The 23073-nt window shown below is 43.0% G+C and carries 19 protein-coding genes; 9 read left to right on the top strand and 10 right to left on the bottom strand.

Going from position 1 to position 23073, the window contains the following annotated elements; all coding sequences use genetic code 11:
* Positions 1–31: 31 nt before the first annotated feature.
* Positions 32–811 carry an MBL fold metallo-hydrolase gene (locus tag PSE7429_RS04475; RefSeq protein WP_009625876.1) on the bottom strand — a complete coding sequence of 260 codons (780 nt, stop codon included), beginning with the start codon at positions 809–811 and terminating at the stop codon, positions 32–34.
* A 788-nt stretch (positions 812–1599) separates the two neighbouring features.
* On the opposite strand from PSE7429_RS04475, the gene PSE7429_RS04470 reads away from it, so the two are divergent.
* The 4 genes from PSE7429_RS04470 (at position 1600) to PSE7429_RS04460 (ending at position 6246) form a co-directional block, all read left to right on the top strand.
* Positions 1600–3060 carry an ammonium transporter gene (locus tag PSE7429_RS04470; RefSeq protein WP_009625875.1) on the top strand — a complete coding sequence of 487 codons (1461 nt, stop codon included), beginning with the start codon at positions 1600–1602 and terminating at the stop codon, positions 3058–3060.
* Positions 3061–3400: 340 nt separating this feature from the next.
* Positions 3401–4069: a GAF domain-containing protein gene (locus tag PSE7429_RS04465; RefSeq protein WP_009625874.1), complete on the top strand. Its 669-nt coding sequence runs from the start codon at positions 3401–3403 to the stop codon at positions 4067–4069.
* Between the two features lie 267 nt (positions 4070–4336).
* Positions 4337–4453: a photosystem II reaction center protein I gene (locus tag PSE7429_RS24180; protein WP_071590106.1), complete on the top strand. Its 117-nt coding sequence runs from the start codon at positions 4337–4339 to the stop codon at positions 4451–4453.
* A gap of 74 nt (positions 4454–4527) precedes the next feature.
* Positions 4528–6246, top strand: a complete 1719-nt coding sequence (locus tag PSE7429_RS04460; RefSeq protein WP_009625873.1) for an ABC transporter ATP-binding protein — start codon at positions 4528–4530, stop codon at positions 6244–6246.
* An 80-nt stretch (positions 6247–6326) separates the two neighbouring features.
* Here the strand turns inward: PSE7429_RS04460 and smpB are convergent, their stop codons facing one another.
* Both smpB and PSE7429_RS04450 read right to left on the bottom strand, forming a co-directional pair.
* The gene (gene smpB / locus PSE7429_RS04455) at positions 6327–6785 is read right to left on the bottom strand and encodes an SsrA-binding protein SmpB (RefSeq protein ID WP_009625872.1); all 459 of its coding nucleotides are present in this window, start codon (positions 6783–6785) and stop codon (positions 6327–6329) included.
* A gap of 21 nt (positions 6786–6806) precedes the next feature.
* Positions 6807–7157, bottom strand: a complete 351-nt coding sequence (locus PSE7429_RS04450; RefSeq protein WP_009625871.1) for a hypothetical protein — start codon at positions 7155–7157, stop codon at positions 6807–6809.
* Between the two features lie 290 nt (positions 7158–7447).
* Here PSE7429_RS04450 and PSE7429_RS23310 point away from each other — a divergent pair, with 290 nt between their 5' ends.
* Both PSE7429_RS23310 and PSE7429_RS04440 read left to right on the top strand, forming a co-directional pair.
* Positions 7448–9331: a protein kinase domain-containing protein gene (locus tag PSE7429_RS23310; RefSeq protein WP_009625870.1), complete on the top strand. Its 1884-nt coding sequence runs from the start codon at positions 7448–7450 to the stop codon at positions 9329–9331.
* Between the two features lie 214 nt (positions 9332–9545).
* Positions 9546–10307, top strand: a complete 762-nt coding sequence (locus PSE7429_RS04440; RefSeq protein WP_009625869.1) for a hypothetical protein — start codon at positions 9546–9548, stop codon at positions 10305–10307.
* Positions 10308–10503: 196 nt separating this feature from the next.
* Here the strand turns inward: PSE7429_RS04440 and rimM are convergent, their stop codons facing one another.
* The 5 genes from rimM to pgl form a co-directional block, all read right to left on the bottom strand.
* Entirely contained in the window at positions 10504–11052 is a 549-nt protein-coding gene (rimM, locus tag PSE7429_RS04435; RefSeq protein ID WP_009625868.1) for a ribosome maturation factor RimM, read from the bottom strand.
* A 75-nt stretch (positions 11053–11127) separates the two neighbouring features.
* Positions 11128–11811 carry a ribonuclease III gene (rnc, locus tag PSE7429_RS04430; protein ID WP_040687291.1) on the bottom strand — a complete coding sequence of 228 codons (684 nt, stop codon included), beginning with the start codon at positions 11809–11811 and terminating at the stop codon, positions 11128–11130.
* 7 nt (positions 11812–11818) lie between these two features.
* The gene (locus tag PSE7429_RS04425) at positions 11819–12763 is read right to left on the bottom strand and encodes a pentapeptide repeat-containing protein (RefSeq protein ID WP_009625866.1); all 945 of its coding nucleotides are present in this window, start codon (positions 12761–12763) and stop codon (positions 11819–11821) included.
* Between the two features lie 513 nt (positions 12764–13276).
* Positions 13277–15013 (bottom strand): ABC-F family ATP-binding cassette domain-containing protein, encoded by a 1737-nt coding sequence (locus tag PSE7429_RS04420; protein WP_009625865.1) that lies wholly within the window; start codon positions 15011–15013, stop codon positions 13277–13279.
* A 404-nt stretch (positions 15014–15417) separates the two neighbouring features.
* Positions 15418–16131, bottom strand: a complete 714-nt coding sequence (pgl, locus tag PSE7429_RS04415; RefSeq protein ID WP_009625863.1) for a 6-phosphogluconolactonase — start codon at positions 16129–16131, stop codon at positions 15418–15420.
* A gap of 171 nt (positions 16132–16302) precedes the next feature.
* Between pgl and PSE7429_RS04410 the strand changes: the two genes are divergently transcribed.
* Complete coding sequence (locus PSE7429_RS04410) at positions 16303–16512, top strand: hypothetical protein (protein ID WP_009625862.1); 210 nt, start codon at positions 16303–16305, stop codon at positions 16510–16512.
* A 373-nt stretch (positions 16513–16885) separates the two neighbouring features.
* The gene (gene asnS / locus PSE7429_RS04405; RefSeq protein ID WP_009625861.1) at positions 16886–18286 is read left to right on the top strand and encodes an asparagine--tRNA ligase; all 1401 of its coding nucleotides are present in this window, start codon (positions 16886–16888) and stop codon (positions 18284–18286) included.
* On the opposite strand, the gene guaD is transcribed toward asnS, so the two are convergent.
* Complete coding sequence (gene guaD / locus PSE7429_RS04400; RefSeq protein ID WP_009625860.1) at positions 18283–19617, bottom strand: guanine deaminase; 1335 nt, start codon at positions 19615–19617, stop codon at positions 18283–18285. The genes asnS and guaD overlap by 4 nt on opposite strands.
* Positions 19618–19869: 252 nt before the next feature.
* A complete protein-coding gene (locus PSE7429_RS04395; protein WP_040687288.1) occupies positions 19870–20499 on the bottom strand; it encodes a ribonuclease H-like domain-containing protein in 630 nt (209 codons plus the stop codon).
* A 925-nt stretch (positions 20500–21424) separates the two neighbouring features.
* Between PSE7429_RS04395 and PSE7429_RS04385 the strand changes: the two genes are divergently transcribed.
* Positions 21425–22765: a hypothetical protein gene (locus PSE7429_RS04385; RefSeq protein WP_009625858.1), complete on the top strand. Its 1341-nt coding sequence runs from the start codon at positions 21425–21427 to the stop codon at positions 22763–22765.
* Positions 22766–23073 lie beyond the last annotated feature (308 nt).

Raw genomic sequence — 23073 nt, 5'->3', positions numbered from 1 at the left:
AAAAAAAGGGAGCGCTTAGCGCTCCCTTTTTTTAAGTTTTTTGGGCTAATTTCTGGAGTTTGACTTCAAATCTCTCCCATGGTTTCGGCTCGATCACCTGTGTGGAAATATTATTTTCTGCAAATAGCGATCGCAGGGAATCAACGGTTCCCTCTGCCTTCAAAATATTCAGCAATAAACCGCTATAACTCAAATCACCACCTGCTGCCGTGGGTAGCATAACCTGTGGATTCAACCACTTTGCCACCTGCAAAGCACCTTGCTGACCTTTGATGACAGTCCCAATCAAGGGCAACTTCAAATCAATCGTGGGCGCAATCACCACATCAATCGGGGCAAACTCGCGAATTGCCGCAGCGTGATAACCATGAGGCTCGTAATAAAGGCTGTTTCCCTCCACAAGATCGCGCAAAATATAACCATTTTCGAGGGTAGTGGGTCCCGTTGGCGAACCTAGCACAGCGCTAATTTCCAAAAGGTTGGGGATCCGAAACACTTCACCATGGGCAAGGGCAGTCACCTCTTGATAACCAAGTTCTTTGACCAACTTAGCAGCACTGGGAGAACCCACCACAGGAATATGCCGATCTAGCTGCTTCAGCGTCGGCGGATGGGCGTGATCTGGTAAACCCTGTGACAGCAATATCAAATCAATATTTTGAGGAATATCTCTCGCTGTAATTCGCGCGGACTTAAAAAACCATGCTGCATTACCAAACATCAAATCTCCAACTAGCCAAGGATCGAGCAGAATTCGCTTACCTGCAATCTCCATCAGCCATGAATTACTATCCAGCCATGTTAAGTACATAATTCTCTGTATTGGCAATTTGCTACTAACCTTCTCCATAACATTGTAACGAATCGTTAAACCCCAAATATGAGTGGCGACGCTTCGCGTCGCCACTCATATTTGGGGTTTGATTTGTCCTAAGTTAAGGAACTGTAGCTATAAAAAGCTATAAAACCCAGAATTAAAAGATGTAGCGCACGCGCAGCGTGCGCTACATCTTTTGATTCTGGGTTTTATATTTAATTCTACTCAGCTACTTATCTGAAATATTTATATCTAAATATTTTTGGATATAAAAAACCCGCAGGAGGCATTCTTGCGGGGAAAATTATGTAGATACGTCGCTAGTGAAAAAATTATCTATCTTTTTATTTTTTAAAGTGGTGACTGCTCTCACATCAAAATGACGATCGCAACCCCCCAATTTTGTGACAAAGATCACAGATTATTGCGAAAGTCCTTGCTCTTCCCGACTCCCTTAAATATTTGTAATAACAGATTTAGGATTCCTTTTGTAGGAATTACTCAATGAATTACTCAATATTGACTGTACTAATCGACACTTTTACAGATCGTCCTTTAAACGTATAACAAATAAGGGCTGAGCGAACATCAATTTCTAAAAATCTTTGATTTATTTCTCTAGCGATCGAAATATGGGGATGAACGACACATTACCAAATTTTAGAGGAATAAATGCAAATTACAAGCATCTAAAGAGCAAAATCATCACCTTACGTGCATGATCCTATTGATTCTGTAGAAGCTAATCTTAATCATCCTAATAACGGCTCGTGAATACAATCATGACAAAAGTCACCATAAAAAGAAAGAATTATTTGGCACGTTTTTTGGCGATCGCAATTGGGGCAGCTATATTTGCTGCATTTACGCCAACGATCGCCCAGGCAGTCGAGAGTACGACCTTAGAATCAGTGAGTAAAACCACAGGAGAACTACGCCTATCCATTGATACAACCTGGGTACTCCTTACAGGCTTCTTAGTATTTTTTATGCAATGCGGTTTTGCCATGCTAGAGGCGGGGCTAGTGAGGCAAACATCGGTCGTTAATACCCTTGCAGAAAATTTCGTGGATGCCGCAACCACGCTTCTAGCTTGGTGGGTAACGGGCTTTGCGATCGCCTTTGGTACGACCAGCAATGGTTTATGGGGAACGGACGGATTCTTCTTAAATAATGCCTTTACGATCAATAACGGAACGATCGACTATGCAATGGGTGCAGGTGGCTCTAGCGCTCCCATTAGTACCTTAACTCTCTTTTTCTTTCAATTTGCCTTTGCCGCCACATCAAGCACGATTACTACAGGCTCAATGGCTGAGCGGACTGACTTTAAAGGGGATTTAATCTACACAACTATCATGGGCGCAGTTATGTATCCACTGGTAGTACATTGGGCTTGGAATAGTGGGGGATGGCTTAACAAACTTAACTATCACGATTTTGCAGGTAGCTCCGTCGTGCATACCCTTGGGGGATGGACATCCTTAGTTGGAGCGTATTTACTTGGACCGCGCCCCGATCGCATTTGGGGACAAATCCCACCAGCCCATAACCTCGGCTATGCCACCATTGGCGCAATGATCCTCTGGTTTGGTTGGTATGGATTTAATCCAGGATCAGCCCTAACCATGAGCAATCCTGGGTTAGTTAGTCTAGTCGTTGTCAATACATCCTTAGCTGCTGCGGCTGGAGCGATGTCAGCCTTTTTATACATTTATTTCCGCTTCCGTCAGTGGCACCTCTTTTGTGGACTAAATGGTTCGCTTGCAGGATTAGTTGCCATTACAGCAGGTTGCGCCTATGTCATGCCTTGGGCCGCCGCCCTCATTGGACTTGTGGCAGGTGTGCTTGTCTTAATAGTAGTAGACATCATTGAATGGTTTGAGATTGATGACCCTGTAGGCGCATTTGCCGTACATGGATCCTGCGGCATGATGGGGACGATCGCGGTGGGTTTATTTGGACATCCAGCGCTCACGATCAATAAGAAATCGGGCTTATTCTTGGGTGGCGGATTTGACTTACTGGGGGTGCAGCTAGGAGGTGTAGCTGCGATCGCTGTATTTGCAGTTGTCTTCTCATTTCTAATGTTTGGCTCCCTCAAAGCCTTAGGTATGTTGCGGGTCAATCCTGAAGCCGATCGCATTGGCATTGATGTATATGAGCATGGAGCATCTGCTTGGCCAGATGTCTATCCCATTGACGATCTCCAATATGGGGACGATGACGACGACGAGGAATAACTCTCAGAATAAATCTCAACAGGTAGAGGGGCTAAGCAAAATCTTTCCCTCTCCTTATACCCAGCAAAGAAATGGCTACGCCATTTTGAGCTTTGGTATTACTTCTGGGCTTTGAGAAAGGGTTTGTGTAGCAAACCCTTTCTCAAAGCCCGTTTCAAATTATCCCGAATTCACGTTACTTAGATTTAGTACTTAGATTTAGTACTTAGATTTAGTACTTAGATTTAGTATTTTTCTGAGGTGATTTTGCTAGTATTGTTCGCATAGATAGAACTGCTATAACTAATGACTTAGTTTTATTTAGGTTAAGCAGGACGTAACCAAGATACTGGCGATATCCATGACCCCTGACTTAGGCTGGCAAACAGAAACCTCTGAGGATCTCTCCCAATTGAGTCCTCAGTTACTAGTAGAGCAAGTGGACTATTACAAATGCTTACTCGACGATCTGTTAGCATTAGCCATGTCTTTAACTAACACAAAAGACCTAAGGGCTTTCTTGGAGTTAGCACTAAGCTCTACACGCAAAATGACTGCCAGTGATGCAGGCAGTATTTATCTTATCGATCGCTCTACTTCAGTTCATACTGTCTGCTTTGAAGTTTCTCAAAACGACTCCCAGCCCGATCGCTCTCTCGTTAATTTTGCAGTCCCCCTCAATCAAGACAGTATCGTCGGCTATGTTGCCCTCACTGGCGAAACACTTAACCTGTCTGATGCCCATGCCCTACCCGATAATGCGGAATATCGACATCACAAGACCTTCGATCGCGATATTGAGTACAGGACTCGCTCAGTTTTGGCAGTACCAATGTTTGACTCGCAAAAAAGGACGATCGGCGTTTTTCAGTTAATAAATCGTAAGGTTCAAGATGTTTCAATCACCTTAGAAAACGTCCATGAAATTACCCTGTCCTATTCAAAGTTTGACGAAAAGTTATTGCGGGCGATCGCCAGTCAGGTGTCCCTATACATAGAGCGATCGCAGCTTCTAGGACAGTTTTTTTAGCTGCACGCACGAAGCCCCATTCCCTCCAATTAGATTCCAATTAGGTAAATGGCTAGGCGCAATTAAATATAAAGCCCCAGAATCTGTAGCGCACGCTGCGCGTGCGCTACAGATTCTGGGGCTTTATACTATACCCAGCTACCTATTTAAGTATTTATACTCAACACGAAACAGCCAATCTTAAGGAAGTATAAGGAATTCCCATCTTTTCCTATAAGATTTAACATAGGATAAATTATTAGATATTTATACGGAGATTATTTATTTATGCTTACTTTAAAAATAGTGGTCTATATCACAGTCATATTCTTCATCAGTTTGTTTGTCTTTGGATTCCTCAATAGCGATCCATCACGTAACCCCGGTAACAGGGATCTCGAATAGTGACCAACTCCTCCAAGCCAAGCTCTGCCAATTCTCCATCGGTAAATCGCCTCAAAAGTAATGACTGGCGGTTGATGTTGAGTCTATTGCCCTACGCAAAGCAAAACTCCAAACAACTTGTCATATCGCTGCTTTTACTCCTCCCTCTATCGATCGCTAGCGCTGTACAGCCTATTTTGGTACAGCAAGCCATTGATAGACCGATTAAAAGCGGCGATTTGTTGGGTTTGCGATGGATTTGCTTAGTCATCCTACTTACGATCGCCATAAGACTTGCATTTCAATCTTGGCAGGGCTACTTGGTGCAAGAGGTCGGGCAGAAAATCACCGCCGATATTCGTGCCGATCTATTCCGTCATGTCACCTCTTTATCCACTAGTTTTTTCGATCGCACTCCTGTTGGCAAGCTGATCACGCGGCTCACCAGTGACGTTGAAGCTTTAGGCGATGTATTCGCTACGGGTGCGGTTGGCGTATTGAGCGATTTTGCCGCCATTGGCACAATCGCCATATTCATGTTTTTCCTCCGCTGGGATTTAGCATTAATGCTATTGGCGATGGTTATCCCCGTAACAGGATTGATTATTTACTTTCAACATGAATATCGCCTAGCCAACTTTAAGGCTCGCGAGCGCCTATCCGAGCTGAATTCAATTCTTCAAGAAAATATTATTGGCGCGAATATCGTTCAGTTATTTCGTCGCGAAAAGTTTAACGCAGCGCAACACCTCAAGGTAAACAAGCAATATGTAGATGAGGTCAACCGCACCGTCTTCCATGATTCTGCGGTATCAGCAACCCTTGAATGGATCGCACTGGTGGCGATCGCAGGAGTTCTCTGGTTAGGCGGCGGCGAGATTGTCCAAAAAAATCTCACCTTTGGCGAGCTTTCGGCCTTCGTACTCTTCTCCCAAAGGCTTTTCGATCCCATTCGGCAACTCGCCGAGAAATTCACCACAATTCAAGCTGGATTTACGGCGGTCGAGCGCATCAATGCGATCCTGCAAGAACCAATCGATATTCGAGATCCTGAATATCCCAAGACCCTCCCCCTTGATGGCACTGGGGAAATTTGCTTTGACCATGTGTGGTTTGGCTATAAACCCGATGAGTACGTGCTCAAAGATATCAATTTCACGCTCAAGGCTGGTGAAAAGATTGCCCTTGTCGGTCCTACTGGGGCAGGCAAAAGCTCGATCATTCGTCTGTTGTCGCGTCTTTACGAACCAACAAAGGGCAAGATTTTGATCGATGGCGTGGATATCCGCGATATCACCCAAGCCGAGCTGCGTCGATGTGTCGGCGTAATTCTCCAAGATGCTTTTTTATTCTCTGGAAATATCAAGGAAAACATTACCCTTGGTGAAGACTATACGATCGAGCAGGTTGTGGAAGCCGCCGAGCTGATGAATGTCGATCGCTTTATTAAAGATCTGCCCGAATCCTACGCAACCCAAGTCCGAGAACGGGGCACAAATCTATCTGGTGGACAAAAGCAATTACTAGCCTTTGCCCGAGCGGCTATCCGTGATCCTCGGATTTTAATTCTCGATGAAGCAACCGCCAGTCTTGATGTCAGTACCGAATTTTTGATCCAACAAGCCCTAGATCGCCTATTGGTCGATCGCACAACAATTATCATCGCGCACCGTCTATCAACCATCCGCAACGTTGACCGTATCCTCGTCCTCAAGCAAGGCGAAGTAGTCGAATCGGGAAGCCACGAGCAATTGATTGCCAAACAAGGTTTATACGCAAGTCTCTATGAGCTAGAAATGATGGTAAGTAGCTAATCAAACCCGTAAGATTGCGCCCCGCAGGGGCGCAATCTTACGGGTTTGATTTGTCCTAACTCAAGTGACTGTAGCTATACTTAGCGATTTTTCATGGCGCGATCTATTTCGCGTTTATCATCGCGTTTTTTCATGTCATCCCGCTTATCATGTAGCTTTTTCTGCCTCACTAGGGCTAAGTCAACCTTGATCCAGCCATCCTTTTGATAGACCTTTAGGGGCACTAAGGTTAATCCCTTCTGCTGCACACCAACGATTAACTTGCGAATTTCATCTTTATGTAGCAGCAACCGACGGGTGCGGGTTGGTTCATGGTTAAAGTACAAACTCGTTGTATGGTGTGGGGATATATACATATTTAGCAGCATTATCTGTCCCTTACGCACGATCCCATAGGCATCCCTTAGATTTGCTTTTCCCCCTTTAATAGATTTAACTTCCGTACCAAGCAACTCGATCCCTGCTTCATGGGTTTCGAGAATTTCGTAATTAAATCTAGCTTGCCGATTTTCGGCGAGTACACGATAATAATTTGCCATTTATTCCCAATCAAATACCGTCTAATATCCTGAAGTGACTTCTAAAAGTTTCCATGCTTGACTATCACAGAAGGCTTTAGAAACGCGATCGGAGATGCCATGACAGTAATTATTAATCCGAAGCGGCAATTCAGCGTTTTTGGTGACACTGGTCAATTTCGCTTGATTGCCTTCTATTTCGGAACGATGAATCAAGACTTCTACGGTTACCATTTTCGCGAATGATGCATTAGTCTCGATTTCTTGGGCAATTACATAGTCATCAGTTTCGTAAGTAATTACCAAGTTACAACCCTCCAACGTTTTAACGATCGTTGAATGTAGGTCTTCAGGAGCGATTTCAACTAAGAAATGTTGAGTGTATCTAGCCATAAATCATCAAAACAACAGTTGCGGCTAGCAGGTTACTAGTCCTTGTCTACAAACTATCTCTGAAAGCTGTATATCTATTCTAGGCTACGTCATTTTTGACGTTAGCACTTTAACTTTAGTTACAGGCATTACAGCTTAATCATCATAAACCAAGGTGTCCTTAAAACCTAAAGCAAAACCTAAAGCCTAGGATCTACGTAAATCAGAAAAATAGATATGTCGATTCATACTACACCACATCTCTAATTTAGGATCTCTGGGTTATATTTATTGCAGAGATGGAGTCAAGCATGATTGGTCAATTACTTGATGGACGCTATCGCATCGCTAGCAAACTTGGCGAGGGTGGCTTTGGTCATACCTATCTGGCTCACGATACCCGCATCCCCAACGAGCCTTTGTGTGTAGTCAAGCATCTCAAACCTGCCAGTAGCGATCGCGAATATCTGAAGGTCGCTAATCGCCTCTTTACAAGTGAAGCGCAGACCCTCGCTCAATTGGGGAATCACGATCGCATTCCCCGCCTGCTTGCCTATTTCGATCAGCAGGGAGAGTTTTATTTGGTAGAAGAATTCGTCGAGGGGCGATCGCTCGATAGCGAGTTAATACGTGGCTATCGGCTAGGCGAACCGCAAGTAATCCAGATATTAGACGATTTATTAAGTATTTTGGAATATACCCACAGTCACGGTGTAATCCACCGCGATATCAAGCCAGATAATATTATTCGCCGTAAATCCGATGGCAAGTTAGTACTGATCGATTTTGGGGCGATCAAGCAAGTCCAAAACCAGATTAATCAAGAGGGGCAAACGATCGCTACGGTGGCGGTCGGTACTTTGGGCTATATGCCAAGCGAACAAGCTCAGGGCAAACCCCGTCCCAATAGCGATCTCTATGCGATCGGCGTAATTGGCATTCAGGCTTTAACGGGTTTACCACCCCGCGAACTGCAAGAAGACTACCAGACGGGAGAATTAATTTGGCAGCATCTCGTCCCCGTCAGATCAGGCTTAGTCGATGTATTAACCAAGATGACCCGCTATCACTACAAAGATCGTTATGAATCCGCAGCAGAGATTCGTAAAGTCTTAGCAAAATTAGGCGATCATAGTTTGCCAACTCAACAGGTAACTCCTTCTGGTAATGGGCTTCAGTCTACGATCGTGGGTATCAATAGCGGTAATTTAGCCCCTGACATTTCTCCACCAATTCCCCCCACAATTTTACCTACCGCCCCACCTGCCCCTAAATTTATACAACCCCTTGCCGCCCCACCTACGATAAATCAGACGATAAATCAGAGGAATAACGAGATCACATCAGCGCAAACGGTGCAGGGCTATGTACCAGTTGCCAATAACAAGGCGAATAGTGGCAATCCTATTAGTAGCAATACGAATGGCAATAAACCTTTCTGGTTCTTTGCTTGGGCTGGCGCGTTGGCAGGAGCGATCGCCTTCGGCGTAGTAATAGCCACTCAAAATCACTCCAACAATTTGGCGAGTACTAATAAAACCAACAGCCAGCAAAGTAACCCAACTAATAATCCAACCAATAATCCAACTAATAATCCAACTAATAATCAGGCAAGTGACCAGACAAATAATCCGACTAATAATCTAACTAATAACCAAACGCCCCCAACCAGTCAAACTGCGAAACCTGTTTCTAATTCCCCCAGTCCATCTGCCAATCCCTCAGCTATTGAGCCGAGTGCCACACCGACAACAAGTCCCATAGGCGATCGCGCCACGCCTAAGCCAGATTTGTCCAAGGGGGCGATCGCGCCATTGTCAGAAGCGGAAGCGGTAGGGCTCATCGATAAATTGGTAGCCAGTAAAAATCAAATGTTTGCCCCACCCTTCGATCGCCAATTATTAGCAGAGCTAACTACAGGGGAGGCATACGAAAAGCGCAAAGGTTCGATCGATTGGCTCCAGAGCAATAATGCTTTTTACAGCTATGGCAACTTTACGGTGAGCCGAGCAGGCGCATTTGGGATTCAAGACGATCAAGCAAAGGTGACTGTAGAAATCTATGAAAGCCCGACTCTGTATGTCAATGGCAAAATCGATCACTCCCAGTCCCAACCATCTAAAGGTAGATATGTTTGCACGCTAAATTTTGAAAATGGTAAATGGAAAATTGCTAATCTTACCAAAATTGATTAGTTACTAAGTAGCTAGGCATAACTAAAAACCAAAAAAACTGTAGCGCACGCGCAGCGTGCGCTACAGTTTTTTTTGCCAGCTTAACCCGAACTGACGTTAAGGCAAGTGGCGACAGATAGAGTTTCCTTAATAAACACAGTCATATTAATTTCATTGCGTATTATGGGAATAGTCATAGAGGGCTATTTAAGGAAACAATCAATGGGGCATGGCTATGTTGTACTCATTACAAACTGTACCGACGACTAAAACTAGCGATCGCGATGGCTTTATCGGCAATATCGAGCATTCAATGCTTCCACTCCAAAATCCAATCGGCGTAAGCTTACTTTTAATTCTGCTGTGGGGGGCAATTGGAGCGACCGCCTATAATTACTGGCAGCTACGCAAAAGTCGCCAACAACTAAAAATCGAAAAACTCAAAACGGACGAACTGACCAAAAAGCTCAAGCTCGCATTGCATACCATCGACGAACATGAGCGCAATCCCGACTTAATTCATTCTCGTGAGTTTAATTTAGACTATCTAAGCATGAGGATGGAAGAGACTCATTTCTGCAATATTATTTTGGCGCAGATCAAAGTTAATCTTCGTAAAAAAATCACCCCCCTGCTAATGCCCAGCGAAGAGGATAGTGGCAATGTCCGCAAGATTGATGTGATTTTTGATGTGGCTTTTAAACCCGAGCACCATGATGATTCGCAGATGCGTACCCTTTTTCGCATCCATGTTAAGCTCGCCAAAATTCCCCTCCACGGATCGCAAAGTATTCTGAAGGATTTAGCGATCGGGCTAGAAAATTTTGTGGTCGCCTCAGATGAAAATCGGAATTGGCAACCGACGATTCAGGGAAGGCTCGCTGTAATTAGCTGGGATCAGAGTGCCAAGCCCACGCCTTTACTGGTCATCGAACAAACCAATGAAGGCGCAAATGTACTAATGCGAAATAAACGCCTCGCTCAATCAAAAATATAATTCCCTCTACTTTTTTTATAGCTTTTTTTATAGCTATAGTTAACGTCAGTTCGGGTTAAGCTGGCAAATTTTAAAAGCCCAGAATTAAAAGCCTTGCGTAGCAAGGCTTTTAATTCTGGGCTGTGAGAAAGGGTTTGCGTAGCAAACCCTTTCTCACAGCCCGTTTCAAATTATCCCGAACTCGCGCTCAATAACGCTACTCAATGACTAGCCATCGATCAATAAGTCCCTTAGGGGGAGTAACTTCAATCCTCTTTTGATGAATATCCACAAAGGGGGCGATCGCTTCGACAAAGGGAATTAACTCCACTTCTTGATTATCAAGATTACGAACCTCTAACAAATCATTGCCAGCAGCAATGATACTGATAACTTCGCCAAGTAGCTTACCCGTCGCTTGATGGTAAACCTGACAACCAACTAAATCCGCGATCATGTATTCGTTGTGTTCGAGGTAGGGGCGATCGCTAGTGGGAATCATCATCACGTAATTCCGTAAAGCTTCGGCGCGATCGCAATCATTAATCCCCTCTAGGCGAACTACAAATAGATTCTTTTTACCAGCAACCTCGCGCCCCGCCAACATCATGATTTCTTGGGGTTCATCCTTCTCAGATGCCGCGATCCAGCGCTTCCCAGCATTTTCAAACCTTTCAGGAAAATCTGAATAGGACAATATCCTCACCTCGCCTTTCAGCCCCTGCGGTGAGACTATTTTGCCAATTATTAACCAATCTTCAGTCATAATATTTATCCTTGTTTGCCAAGCCTCGTTGCCGAGTCCTGTTACCAAATCCCGCTTAAGAAAGCTTAGCAAAACCTATAACATTCTCTCTATTTGTTCCAATGCATCTAGCGCGGCGGCTCGTTCTGCTTCTTTTTTACTAGCAAAATTTCGCAGACTTTGACCATATAGGCGATCGCCAACATATACTTTAGACGCAAATTCAGGCGTATGATCGGTTCCGCCTACTTTTTCGGTCACATACTTGGGCAAAATATGCCCAATGTAGGACTGTACCCATTCCTGCAAACGATTTTTCGCATCTAGATCGGCCCGGGTATTCACAAGTTCTGGCGGGACCGAATCAAATAGGGCCTCCACCGCTGGACGCACCGCCTCCACATCACAATTACAATCTAGGTAAAAAGCCCCGATCATTGCCTCAAAGGCGCAGCTTAACAAGTTTTCACTCTTATTACCCCCATCCCGCATAGCTCCTTTACCTAATAAAATTTGGCTGTCTAGGTCTAAAGCGATCGCAAAGTTTGCCAACTGTTTCTCATCAACTAGAGCTGCGCGGCGGCGGGTCAATTCGTCTTCACCTAAATCAGCATGTTGCCGATAAAGATAGGAGCCACTGAGAAAGTTTAAGATCGCATCTCCCAAAAATTCCAAACGCTCATTATCTTCTCCCGCACTAGGATTTTCGTGAACGTAGGAGCGATGGGTCAGAGCCATCCGCAATAAATTCTCATTTTTAAAAACAAATAAGTCTTTCATGATGACCTTAAGCACGGCAAGTTCGATTGGAGATATTGCCATCGGGCAAGACTGTTTGACAGATCCTTACCTCGTTCATCCATCCCACATCTACTTCAGCATATTTTAGATTAGCGCCATCAAAGTTGGCACAGCGTAGATCAGCCCCCGTCAGATCGGCTCCCGTCAGATCGGCTCCCGTCAGATCGGCATTCCACAGATTTGCCGCATTAAAGCAAGCCCCTCGCAAAACCGTCCCCCGCAAAATTGCCTTGCTTAAGTTGCTCCCGATAAAACTCACATTACTCAAATTGAGCCCGCTTAAATTGGCTAACCGTAAATTAAGCTCGCTAAAATCTACGCGATCAAGATCGGCTTCGCGTAAATCGACTTCACTTAAATTTGCCCCATGTAAATTTGCCCCATGCAAGCTGGACTCACTCAAGTCTGCCTCACTGAGATCGGCATTTTGCAAATTTGCTCGGCTTAAATTAGCTCTAAATAAAAAGGCGTGATGTAAATTAACATGACTTAAGTCTGTATTAGAGAGATTTGTCTCTAAAAGATAGGCTTTTTGCAAGTTCACCCGTTTAAAATCCATCCCATGCAAGTTCGTACAGTTCAAAATCGCGAGCCGAAAGTTCGCACTGTTAAGATGCGCATTCGCAAACTGCACCCCACTTAAGCCCGCATAGGTAAAATTTGTACGGGTGATATTAGCATTACTAAGATTAGCGTCCAACAGAGATGCTCCGCTTAGATCGGCATCGGATAAATTTGCACCTGATAGATCGGTATTACAGAGATTTGCCTCCCAGAGATTGGCAAAAACTAGATTTGTGTTACGTAAAATTGCATGGCTAAGGTCAACTTTACTTAAATCTACTCCCTTCAAATCCCATCCCTCGAAGTTCCTTTCTCCTTGGGAATAACGTTCTATCAAATTGCGTTTCTTAGCAATGTGATCCAACATAGCAATAGTATACTTTTATCAAAAAGAACGAATGCGTCTCTCGTTCATCCCTCAATTCAATTCATGTAAGTACCTCAGCATAATTAAAATCCAGAGCTAAAACCTGCGGCACACGCTGCGCTTGCACCGCAGGTTTTAGGGTTTTATATTTAATTAAGCCCACTTACTTATAGCAATCCTAAATGAGTTGGGAGAGACTTCGACCTCGATTAGCCGAGGTATCCCGCTAGCTGAGCAAAGTCGAAACCCCATTTTTCTCATCAATAATCTAGGAATGCTGTATAGCGTTCCCTAGTCGAATAAGGTGCATTGAATTATTTACCCGCCTTTGACGAGTAAATAATTCAATGTAACCCGATTGCTTAAAAAGCGCTATAACCCGATTGAGTGTCAGAATTTAGTTTTGATTACAGTGCAAAGCACGGAAATCAAGCTATGAAATCAAATTATGAAATCAAATTGTGAAATCAAATTGTGAAATCAAATTGTGAAATCGCAAACGATGTTTGCATATTACTTTGCTTTCGCCTTTTGTTGTTGTTTTTCTTGACGTTTTTCAGCTTGCTTAGTTTTTTCTTTCTCCTTTTTAATAGCATCTTTAGCGGCTTTGGCAGCTAATTCCGCTTTATACTTGGCTTCCCTTGTCTCCTCTTCCCGTTTTTCTTGGTAGTAGGCATAATCGCCTGCATAGACGCAAAGCTCACCATCGCGAATTTCCACAATTTTATTGGCGACCTGCGAGATGAAATAGCGATCGTGGGAGATTACAGCTACTGTACCCTCATATTCTCGCAACGCTGCCTCTAACATCTCCTTGGCTGGAATATCAAGGTGGTTGGTCGGCTCGTCAAGGATCAAAAAGTTTACTGGGGTAAGCAACATTTTTGCCAGTGCCAGCCTTGCCTTTTCGCCACCACTGAGATCGCGTACGTTTTTAAAGACCGTATCGCCACTAAATAGAAATTTACCCAGCACGCCCCGTACTTCTTCGTGGGTCATCTTCGGAAAATCATCGTGAATGGTATGAAATACATCTTTATTTAAATCAAGAGCTTCGGCTTGATTTTGCTCAAAATAGCCAATTAAAACGTTATGCCCTAGAACGATTTCGCCTTCGTTATAGGATTCTTTGCCGACTACCATTTTTAATAGGGTTGATTTTCCTGCCCCATTTGGTCCTAAAAAGGCAACCCGATCGCCTCTTTCGATCTCCAGTTTTGCCCCTAAAAATAGGATCTGATCGCCGTAGGCATGGGTCAAGTTCTTGATTTCCACGCTAACGCGCCCGCTCCGGGAGGCGGGGGGGAAATGAAATTTTAGGGTTCTAACATCGCTGTCAGGGGCTTCGATGCGATCAATTTTGTCGAGTTGCTTTTCTCGGCTCTTGGCTTGGGTACTGCGCGTAGCACTTGCCCTGAAACGATCGACAAAGACCTGTTGTTTTTCGATGTATTTTTGCTGGCGTTCAAAGGCAGCCCCCTGAGCGGCTTTTGCTTCCGCCTTTTGCGCTAGGTACGATGAGTAGTTGCCCAGATAGGTTGTCGATACGCCCCGCTCAGTTTCCACGATTGAGGTACAGAGACGATCCAGAAACTCACGGTCATGGGAAACGATTACCATTGGCGTACTGAGCGATCGCAAATATTTCTCCAACCATTCGATCGTTTCTAAATCGAGGTGGTTGGTCGGTTCGTCCAGCAGTAATAGGTCTGGCGATTGGAGCAAAATTTTGCCTAAGCCCATCCGCATCTGCCAACCGCCGCTATATTCGCTCACAAAGCGATCGCCATCATCGGCTTTAAAACCTAAGTCTGGCAATAGTTTATCAATGCGGCTTTCCAATTCATAGCCGTTATGATCTTCAAATTGACGCTGGAGGCGATCCATTTTCTTGAGGATCGGCTCGTAGTCCTCACCATCTTTTAAATTTTCCAAATGATGGTGGACGATCGCTAATTCTTTTTGAATTTCCCGCACTTCCTGAAAGGCTTGCCACATCTCTTGCTTTACCGTCCTCGTCTCTTCGATGTCAAATTCTTGACTGAGATAGGCAATTTTCAGGCTCGAAGGTCGCACGATCTGCCCTGCGGTCGGTTCGATTTCCCCTGCAATAATTTTTAGCTGTGTTGACTTCCCCGCGCCATTTACGCCAACTAAACCAATGCGATCGCCTGTTTTAACTTCCCAGTTAACGTCTTTGAGGACTTCGCCAGTGGGATAAATTTTCTGAATGTGTTCGAGACGAAGCATAGATTTAGGGGAGCAACAAAACTTAACTTTTTATTAAGATTATCATTTTTTTGTAACAAAAGCATCACCCCGATCTAAAAGAAGCTCTAAAAGCAGCATTAATGCGCTTTTTAGAGCAAGGTTTGATTTCTAAAAAGGATGGGCGGCGCGTAGCGCCGCCCATCCTTGAACTATTCCTTACCTTGAAAACCCTTATACCAATTCCCAAAATGGCAACGCCATTTTGGGAATCTCAAAACCTTACTGGGTTTGTTTTTTAATTCACTGAAGTGTTGGCTCACTTCAGTGAATTGGTATTAAGAAATGGCTACGCCATTTCTTAACTTGAAAACCGAGACACCCCAAAAGCTGATTGGCGGCGCTCTGCGCCGCCAATCAGCTTTTGGGGTGTCTCTAGCTAGCTTTTATACCTTAGCGGTGCGATCGCATAGCCAAATCGTATTTCCTGTAATCAATCTGGAAGGATAGAGATTCACATCACCTTTAGGTGCTAACACCGCCGTTAAAGCTTTTGCCTTGGCTGCTCCATCAACCATAAAAACAATTTCTTTAGCTTGATTGATCAAGGGCGCAGTCATGGTAATTCTTGGCTGTCCATCTTTTTCGCCAACAGTTACAAGGCGATCGCTAACTTTAAGTGCCTTAGTGTGGGGAAATAAAGAAGCTGTATGTCCGTCATCCCCCATGCCCAACAGAATTAGATCGAACTGAGGAATTTCCCCTGATGCAACTCCAAAAAATTCTTGAATATGCTGCTCGTATTGATTAGCGGCGATCGCGGGATCGGTGGGATCGGTGGGATCGGTGGGGATCGCATGAATATTTGATGCAGGAATGGCGACCAGATCCAACCATGCCTTACGGGTCATGCCTTCATTACTCTGGGGATCGCTGACGGGTACATAGCGCTCATCGCCCCAAAAGACATGGACTTTTGACCATTCCCATTCCTTCGTCGCCAATAGCTCATAGAGGACGCGAGGAGTACTGCCTCCAGCGGCAACAATCGTAAATCTGCCATTTTTAGCGATCGCCTCATTGTAAGCAAGTTGACATAACAACAAGGCTCTCGATGCAATCTCAGCACGATTATTCCAAATCTCTACCTGTCTAGCCATAAAAAATACCTCTGTCTGGGAATGCGATGGAGAAGAAACTAGCGATCGTTTAGCAATCAATCTTGAGGGAGGTGTCTTTTATTTCATTTTGTGTGATTCTTAACATAAATAAGTAGCAAATGTACTAACCTATAAAATGTTAGAACAATATTAAGGTTACGGAAAACAGACATGACACCTGCTATCATACGCCTCTTCTGGGACTCAGTTAGCCAAGCCCAGCCGAATTTGCTCCTAAATCTGGATGATGATGGACTAATGAGCTGGTTAGTCGATCAAGTACAGCAGCGCTCATCCCTTGATTCTCACCAACAAAACGATCTCAGTAACTATATCAGCCATCGTTTGCCTTTAATCCGTGAAATGGCCTATGAGAGCTAGATCGTTCCTAGCTTTTAGCTTTTTACACTTCATTTCAATCTTTATTTAGATTTTTGTTTTTATCTCTGTTTTCGTTTTTGTCTTCGTCTTTGTTTTTATTTCTAGTTTTATTGCGACTTTTGACGGCTCTGCATATCAATTTTGTAACTGTTCAATTTTGTAACTGTTCAATTTACAAGCTTGATAATTGAAGTGCTGAGGCGATAAGTAATTTAGTATAGGTATTTTGGGGATTCTTCTGAAGGGGCGCGTATAAGGTTTCTGCCGAGGTCATTCTTTAAAATGTTAGGATAGCTGCCTATGAGCAATGCGATCGCTGATTTCATCGCTCTACAGACTACTCACAGTTATTTCTAGCGATTATTTCTAGCATATGGCATCTGCAAGAATTGTTGACTTATTGCGTAAGGGTCAAGTTAACGACTCGTATCTTGTACGTGGTTGGGTAAGGACAAAGCGAGAAGGTAAGGGAATAGCCTTCTTAGAATTAAATGATGGCTCATCGCTTCAGGGTTTACAAATTGTTTTACCCCAAGATCTTGATGGCTATGAAACCCTAGTCAAGCAAATAACTACGGGCACATCCATTGAGGTATCTGGAATTCTGGTCGAGTCGATGGGCAAGGGGCAGAGGGTGGAAATGCAGGCAACAGCGATCGCTGTTTTTGGCACGGCTGATCCCGAAACCTATCCTTTACAAAAAAAGCGTCATTCGATCGAATTTCTCCGCACGATCGCCCACTTACGCCCCCGTACCAATATGTTTGGTGCAGTGTTTCGCGTTCGCAATGCCTGTGCCTTTGCTATTCATCAGTTTTTTCAAGAACGAGGATTTTTGTGGGTACATACACCCATCGTCACGGCTAGCGACTGTGAAGGGGCGGGCGAAATGTTTGGGGTGACCACCTTGGATTTAAATAAGGTGGCGGCAACGGGAAAACCCGTTGATTTTTCGCAAGACTTTTTTGGTAAGCCTGCCTTTCTGACCGTCAGCGGACAGCTAGAGGCGGAAATTATGGCGACCGCCTTTTCTAATGTCTATACCTTTGGCCCCACGTTTCGCGCGGAAAACTCTAATACTTCGCGCCACCTTGCCGAATTTTGGATGATCGAACCTGAGATGGCTTTTTGTGATCTAGAGGGAGATGCGGATTTAGCAGAAGATTTTCTCAAATATATTTTTAACTATGTGTTAGCCACCTGTCCCAAAGATATGGAATTTTTCCAAGAACGGGTAAATGATCGCGTCATGGTCAATGCGCAGAAAATCGTCGAGGAAAAGTTTGAGCGTATTACCTATACGGAAGCGATCGCTATTCTGGAAAATTGCAGTAAAACCTTTGAGTATCCAGTCCAATGGGGATTAGATCTGCAATCGGAACATGAACGATTTCTTGCGGAAGAGCATTTTCAGAAGCCTGTGATTGTTATGGATTATCCCCTTGGCATTAAAGCCTTCTATATGCGGGTGAACGAGGGAACGGCAAGCGATCGGCAAACGGTGCGAGCTATGGATATCCTTGCCCCTGGCGTGGGCGAAATTATCGGCGGTTCCCAGCGTGAAGAGCGTCTTGATGTATTGGAATCGAGAATTCGCAATGTCGGGCTCAATCCCGAAGACTACTGGTGGTATCTGGATTTACGTCGTTATGGAACCGTGCCGCACGCTGGGTTTGGTTTAGGTTTCGAGCGCTTAGTCCAATTCATCACAGGTATGGGCAATATTCGCGATGTAATTCCCTTCCCCCGTTTTCCCCAGAATGCCGAATTTTAAGCTTTGTGTGCTAAGTCGCCCATGATGTAGGTGGCAGCGATCGCTCGATCGTCACCCATGACGATTGTGGCAAATAGCTGATCGGATATTGCGGCTAAGGTGGGTGGGAGAGTATCATCAGAACGTTGATTTCTCAGTTCCATAATCGGAGTTGAGCGCGGATTGAGCACGACAAAATCAGCTTCTTTCCCAATCTCAAAATTTCCCAATTTATCCTCCAGACATAAAGCTCTCGCTCCCCCCAAAGTCGCGAGAAACAAAGATTGAAAGGATGAGAGTTTTTGCGATCGCAACTGGGCGACTTGATAGGCGGCGCAAGCAGTGCGTAAAATTGAAAAACTCGTACCAGCCCCCACATCAGTACCCAGTCCCACTTTGACAGGTGTTTCTCGCGACTTAGCCTTTTCTAATTTGAACAAACCACTGCCCAAAAACAAATTAGAAGTCGGACAAAAAGCGATTGCGGAATTCGCCTCGGCTAATCTGGCAAATTCCTGATCAGTCAGTTGGACCCCATGGGCAAAGATCGACCTTTCGCCCACTAAACCTGCGCGATCGTACACATCCAGATATCCTTTATGACCGGGAAATACTGCTGCCACAGCCTCCACTTCTTTCACATTTTCCGAAAGATGGGTATGTAGATACACATCGGGAAATTCAGTCAGTAGTTTACCTGCATTGGTTAACTGTTCTGGGGTGGAGGTAATGGCAAATCTTGGGGTAACCGCATAGAGAAGGCGATCGCGCTTATGCCATTTCTCGATTAACTGTTTGGATTCTCGATAGGAGGAGTCGGCAGTATCGGTTAAAAAATCAGGAGCATGACGATCCATCATCACTTTCCCCGCAATCATCCGCAAATTGAGCCGTTGCGCTTCCTCAAAAAATGCCTCGGTTGACTGGGGAAATACGGAAGTAAATACTAAGGCAGTGGTAGTTCCATTTCGCAATAACTCCTTGAGAAAGAGCGCGGCAATTTCCGATGCATAGTGGCGATCGGCAAACTTTGCTTCCGTGGGAAAGGTGTAGGTACTCAGCCATTCCAATAATTGCTGACCATAGGAAGCAATCATCTCCATCTGAGGAAAATGAATATGGGTATCGATAAAACCTGAAACAATTATGTGATCGGGATAATGCGTAATTGGGATATCCGCATACCGCGATCGCAAATCGTTATAATCCCCTAATTCCTTCACTTTACCATGCTCGACTACGAGCAAACCATCAGGAAAATATCGAATACTATCAGTTTCTGATTCATAAAAAGGATCGGCGATCGCATCTACGAAACTGGCTCGAAATCCTTGGGTGATTTGCTTTGGCATTGTAATAATGAAATCGTCTGCAAAGGTCGTTGAATTTAAAAGTCATCGTCATTTGCCGACTAGTTATCTTGTTTGACAGGACTATTCTTTACTTTTTTCATTTTCTACCGCAGTCACCAAAAGTACAATAATTACCGTCGCAATATGGTGATTAACTAAGTTACTGTAAGTACCTCAGTATAATCAGAAGCCAGATATAAACCTGAGGCGCACGCGCAGCGTGCGCCTCAGGTTTTAAGTAGTTCATAAAAATTAGTGGGCAAAAACATCCGCATAGCCCAGCAAATCTAGATATACGAGGGTAGGGATATGGGCAAAACATGCCTTGGCAAGATCGTAGCGATTTTCACGGATTAACATATCGATGAGCTTGCGATAGACAGATAGTAGATATCGCACATCATTAGCAGCATATTCTAATTGCGATTCGGACAGAGCTTGAACATTCCCCCAATCTGAGGATTGAGATGATTTATCTAGTTCAATTTTCTCCAGTTCGCGCACCAATTCCTTTAAGCCATGCTTATCGGTATAGGTTCTAGCTAATTTGCTAGCAATCTTAGTACAGAAAATAGGGTGGGTGGCGATGCTGAGATGGGCTTCAAGCATGGCAACATCAAATCGCGCAAAATGAAAAACCTTGGTCACATCGGCAGCTTCAAACAAATATTTTAGATTTGGTGCTTCCTTCAGCCCTCTGGCAATTCTCACCAAACTCACGGTCTCCTCATCGTTACAGATCTGGATTAGGCAAAGGCGATCGCGCCTAGGAATCAAACCCATGGTTTCCGTATCAATTGCGATCGCTTCACAGCGGAGATATTCTTGAAGGGTTTCAAAATCGATATCGTTATCAAAAACTTTAAAAGCTGGCATCTTAATTTTTGGAGTAGATTCGTTAGGTTCGGTATAGTTCCTATACAGCTTATATAGCCTATTGCCCAAACTCAGCCTCAAAAAAATGAATGTTTGTTAACTTATATTTGAGACGACTTGAATTTAACATAAATTGTTACTGGATCCTCTTGACATATTTTATTAAGCATAATAAAAATATAACGAAAAATCTTGAGGATAGGAATTCAGAGCAAGGAAAACTCCTACAAATATATTCTTGGTATATTAATTGGGATATTGATTGGGATATGTTTAAAAGCTTAAAGTAGACCGTATTTAATTCTTATGAACTATAGATTATCTTCATAAAGTTTATTGGCGAACAATTTTCAAAATAAGCATTTAATCCCATAAATGTACTTCACAAAGCTTATATAATATATTTGAATGTATTTGAACGATTAATTCAAATATAAGTACCTCAGCAAAAATATAGTTGGTAACTTTCTCATTATATAAATTGATATTGAGTTAAATTAAGCCCAAGCAAAATCTCTGTCACAATAGTTTTATAGGCAGGAAGATACGTCAATAATAGAAGCTAAAAACTATTGCTAACTTAACAATGAAGATTGTCAAATAATTAAGTATATTGCAATAAACAGAGAAAATATACTTAAATTATTCTAGCAATTCATTTTTTAGTTATTTTTTAGCCCCAATTAAAATGGCTAGTTAGCTAGTTGCAATTAAATATAAAATCCCAAAACCTCAAACTTACGTTGCACCGATGATACAGGTTTTGAATCTAGTATTTAATTATGCCTATTTACCTATTTGTTATCTATTAGAAACAATAAGTTTCCTTTAATAGTCATTTCTAAAGCTAGTTTATCAAATAGTACGAATAGTACAAATTTAGTTAAATCCAATCTTTAAGTTTTTTGCTGTTGCTTAGGAATGTACTGATATGGCACAGTTTTATAATCCACACCAGTCCGATCGGTTTATAGATCAGGTTTCAGATACAACTGACAGTAGTATCGATAAGGCCCAACAGAATATTTATGATTTTTTCTTAAGAATTATCAAGCAAGCTAAAACTGAAGAAATTTTAAACCAATTTAATAAATTATTTATTGAATATGAAGAAGTTGATGATATTCATGCCTACTATGCCTTAGGTGAAATTATATTTCATGATAGAGAGCGTGATTTCAAGCATACTCTTATACGTTGCTGCTACATACTCAATAACAACTGGGCTATCAATGGGAATATTAGTGCTTGTCAGCAATTGGTAGATCTTTTCTCTGCGGATTCCATAGTCCTTCCCACGAGAATTTATAAGTTAAAAAAACTAAGGGAATGGCTACAGAAATTTCTTCAATCTAGTGAATATAATACTCTGCGATCGCTATCAGGCAGATCGGGCATTCACCGCAAATACCATAATTGGAGTGAGCGCTTTTCTTCCTATTTACTAATTTCAGAATATGCTGATGCTAGTAAACCTTTAGAGCAGCGTCAATATGCCGAGACGTTAGCGCGGAAAATCAAAAAGCAATTTAAGTTTGATCTGGCAATGTACACGGCTCGTCTTGATTCTAAACTAGGAGCCAATCCTCAGCGACAAAACCCAACTAACTTAGGCGATGGCGTATTAATTTTAATTAAAAGAGTTTTGAATAAACAGGGTAATGAAAACTATCAAAATGCTGCCAAAACTTTCTACAAGCAAGTCTATAATTTAAATTTTTTAGAATTCAAAGAAAGCTTGCTTAGCTATCTAGGTATAATTCAAAATAACTTAGAAGTTTCTGAAGTAATTAATCAGACGGTCATTCAAAGATTAATGAATTTTCAAGAACATCGCCACGAAGAAGAAATGTCGCTAAGTTTATTACATGTTACTTGCAATCGCATCTTGCAGTATTTGTTGTTAAATAAACGTCGTCATCCCTCTGAGTTTTTACAACTATCCTTAGAATGTAATAATTTACTTAATCTAGTCATTCTGCTATTAAAAACCGTACTGATCTATCCTAATATCCGCTTTTATTTAGAAAGTTATGTAGCCGAACTCATCAAGTTTTATAGCTCCTACGAAGAAACTGAATGTCGTACTTTTATTAATTTCCTTGATATTCTCAATGTTACCTTGGCAATTTTTGACGAGGATATCAACTATAGCTTGATCAAAATGAATAATGTTGAGCAGAATGAGCAAGATATAAACTTGGAAAATTATCGTGTTTTTTCGCAGTTAAAAAAATTAACCCCTGATACTCCCTTCCCACCAAAGAAATAGACATCAAAAACCAATAATTAGACGTTGCGGCGCGAAGCGCCGCAACGTCTAATTATTGGTTTTTGATGTCTATTTTTAGGTAGGAAGGGAGTAGCTGCAAACCCAAGCGACAGCTATAGTAGTCTTAAAATCTAGTTTACTTAATGCTTTTAAATCCATGGCTCGCCAAGTTGATTGTCAAAAAGAATGTACCAATGGCTGTATCCTCGGCGATAAATGTCCTAATTTAGAATATCTTGCCCAAGCTCGTAAGCTTTTAGCCGAGACCTCCATTGACAAGTTAATTGAAATTTCTGACTCCCGCTTTT

Source organism: Pseudanabaena biceps PCC 7429, assembly GCF_000332215.1.
GTDB lineage: Bacteria > Cyanobacteriota > Cyanobacteriia > Pseudanabaenales > Pseudanabaenaceae > Pseudanabaena > Pseudanabaena biceps.
The sequence above is the reverse complement of the archived record's forward strand: the minus strand, read 5'-3'. Positions and strand labels throughout refer to the sequence as shown.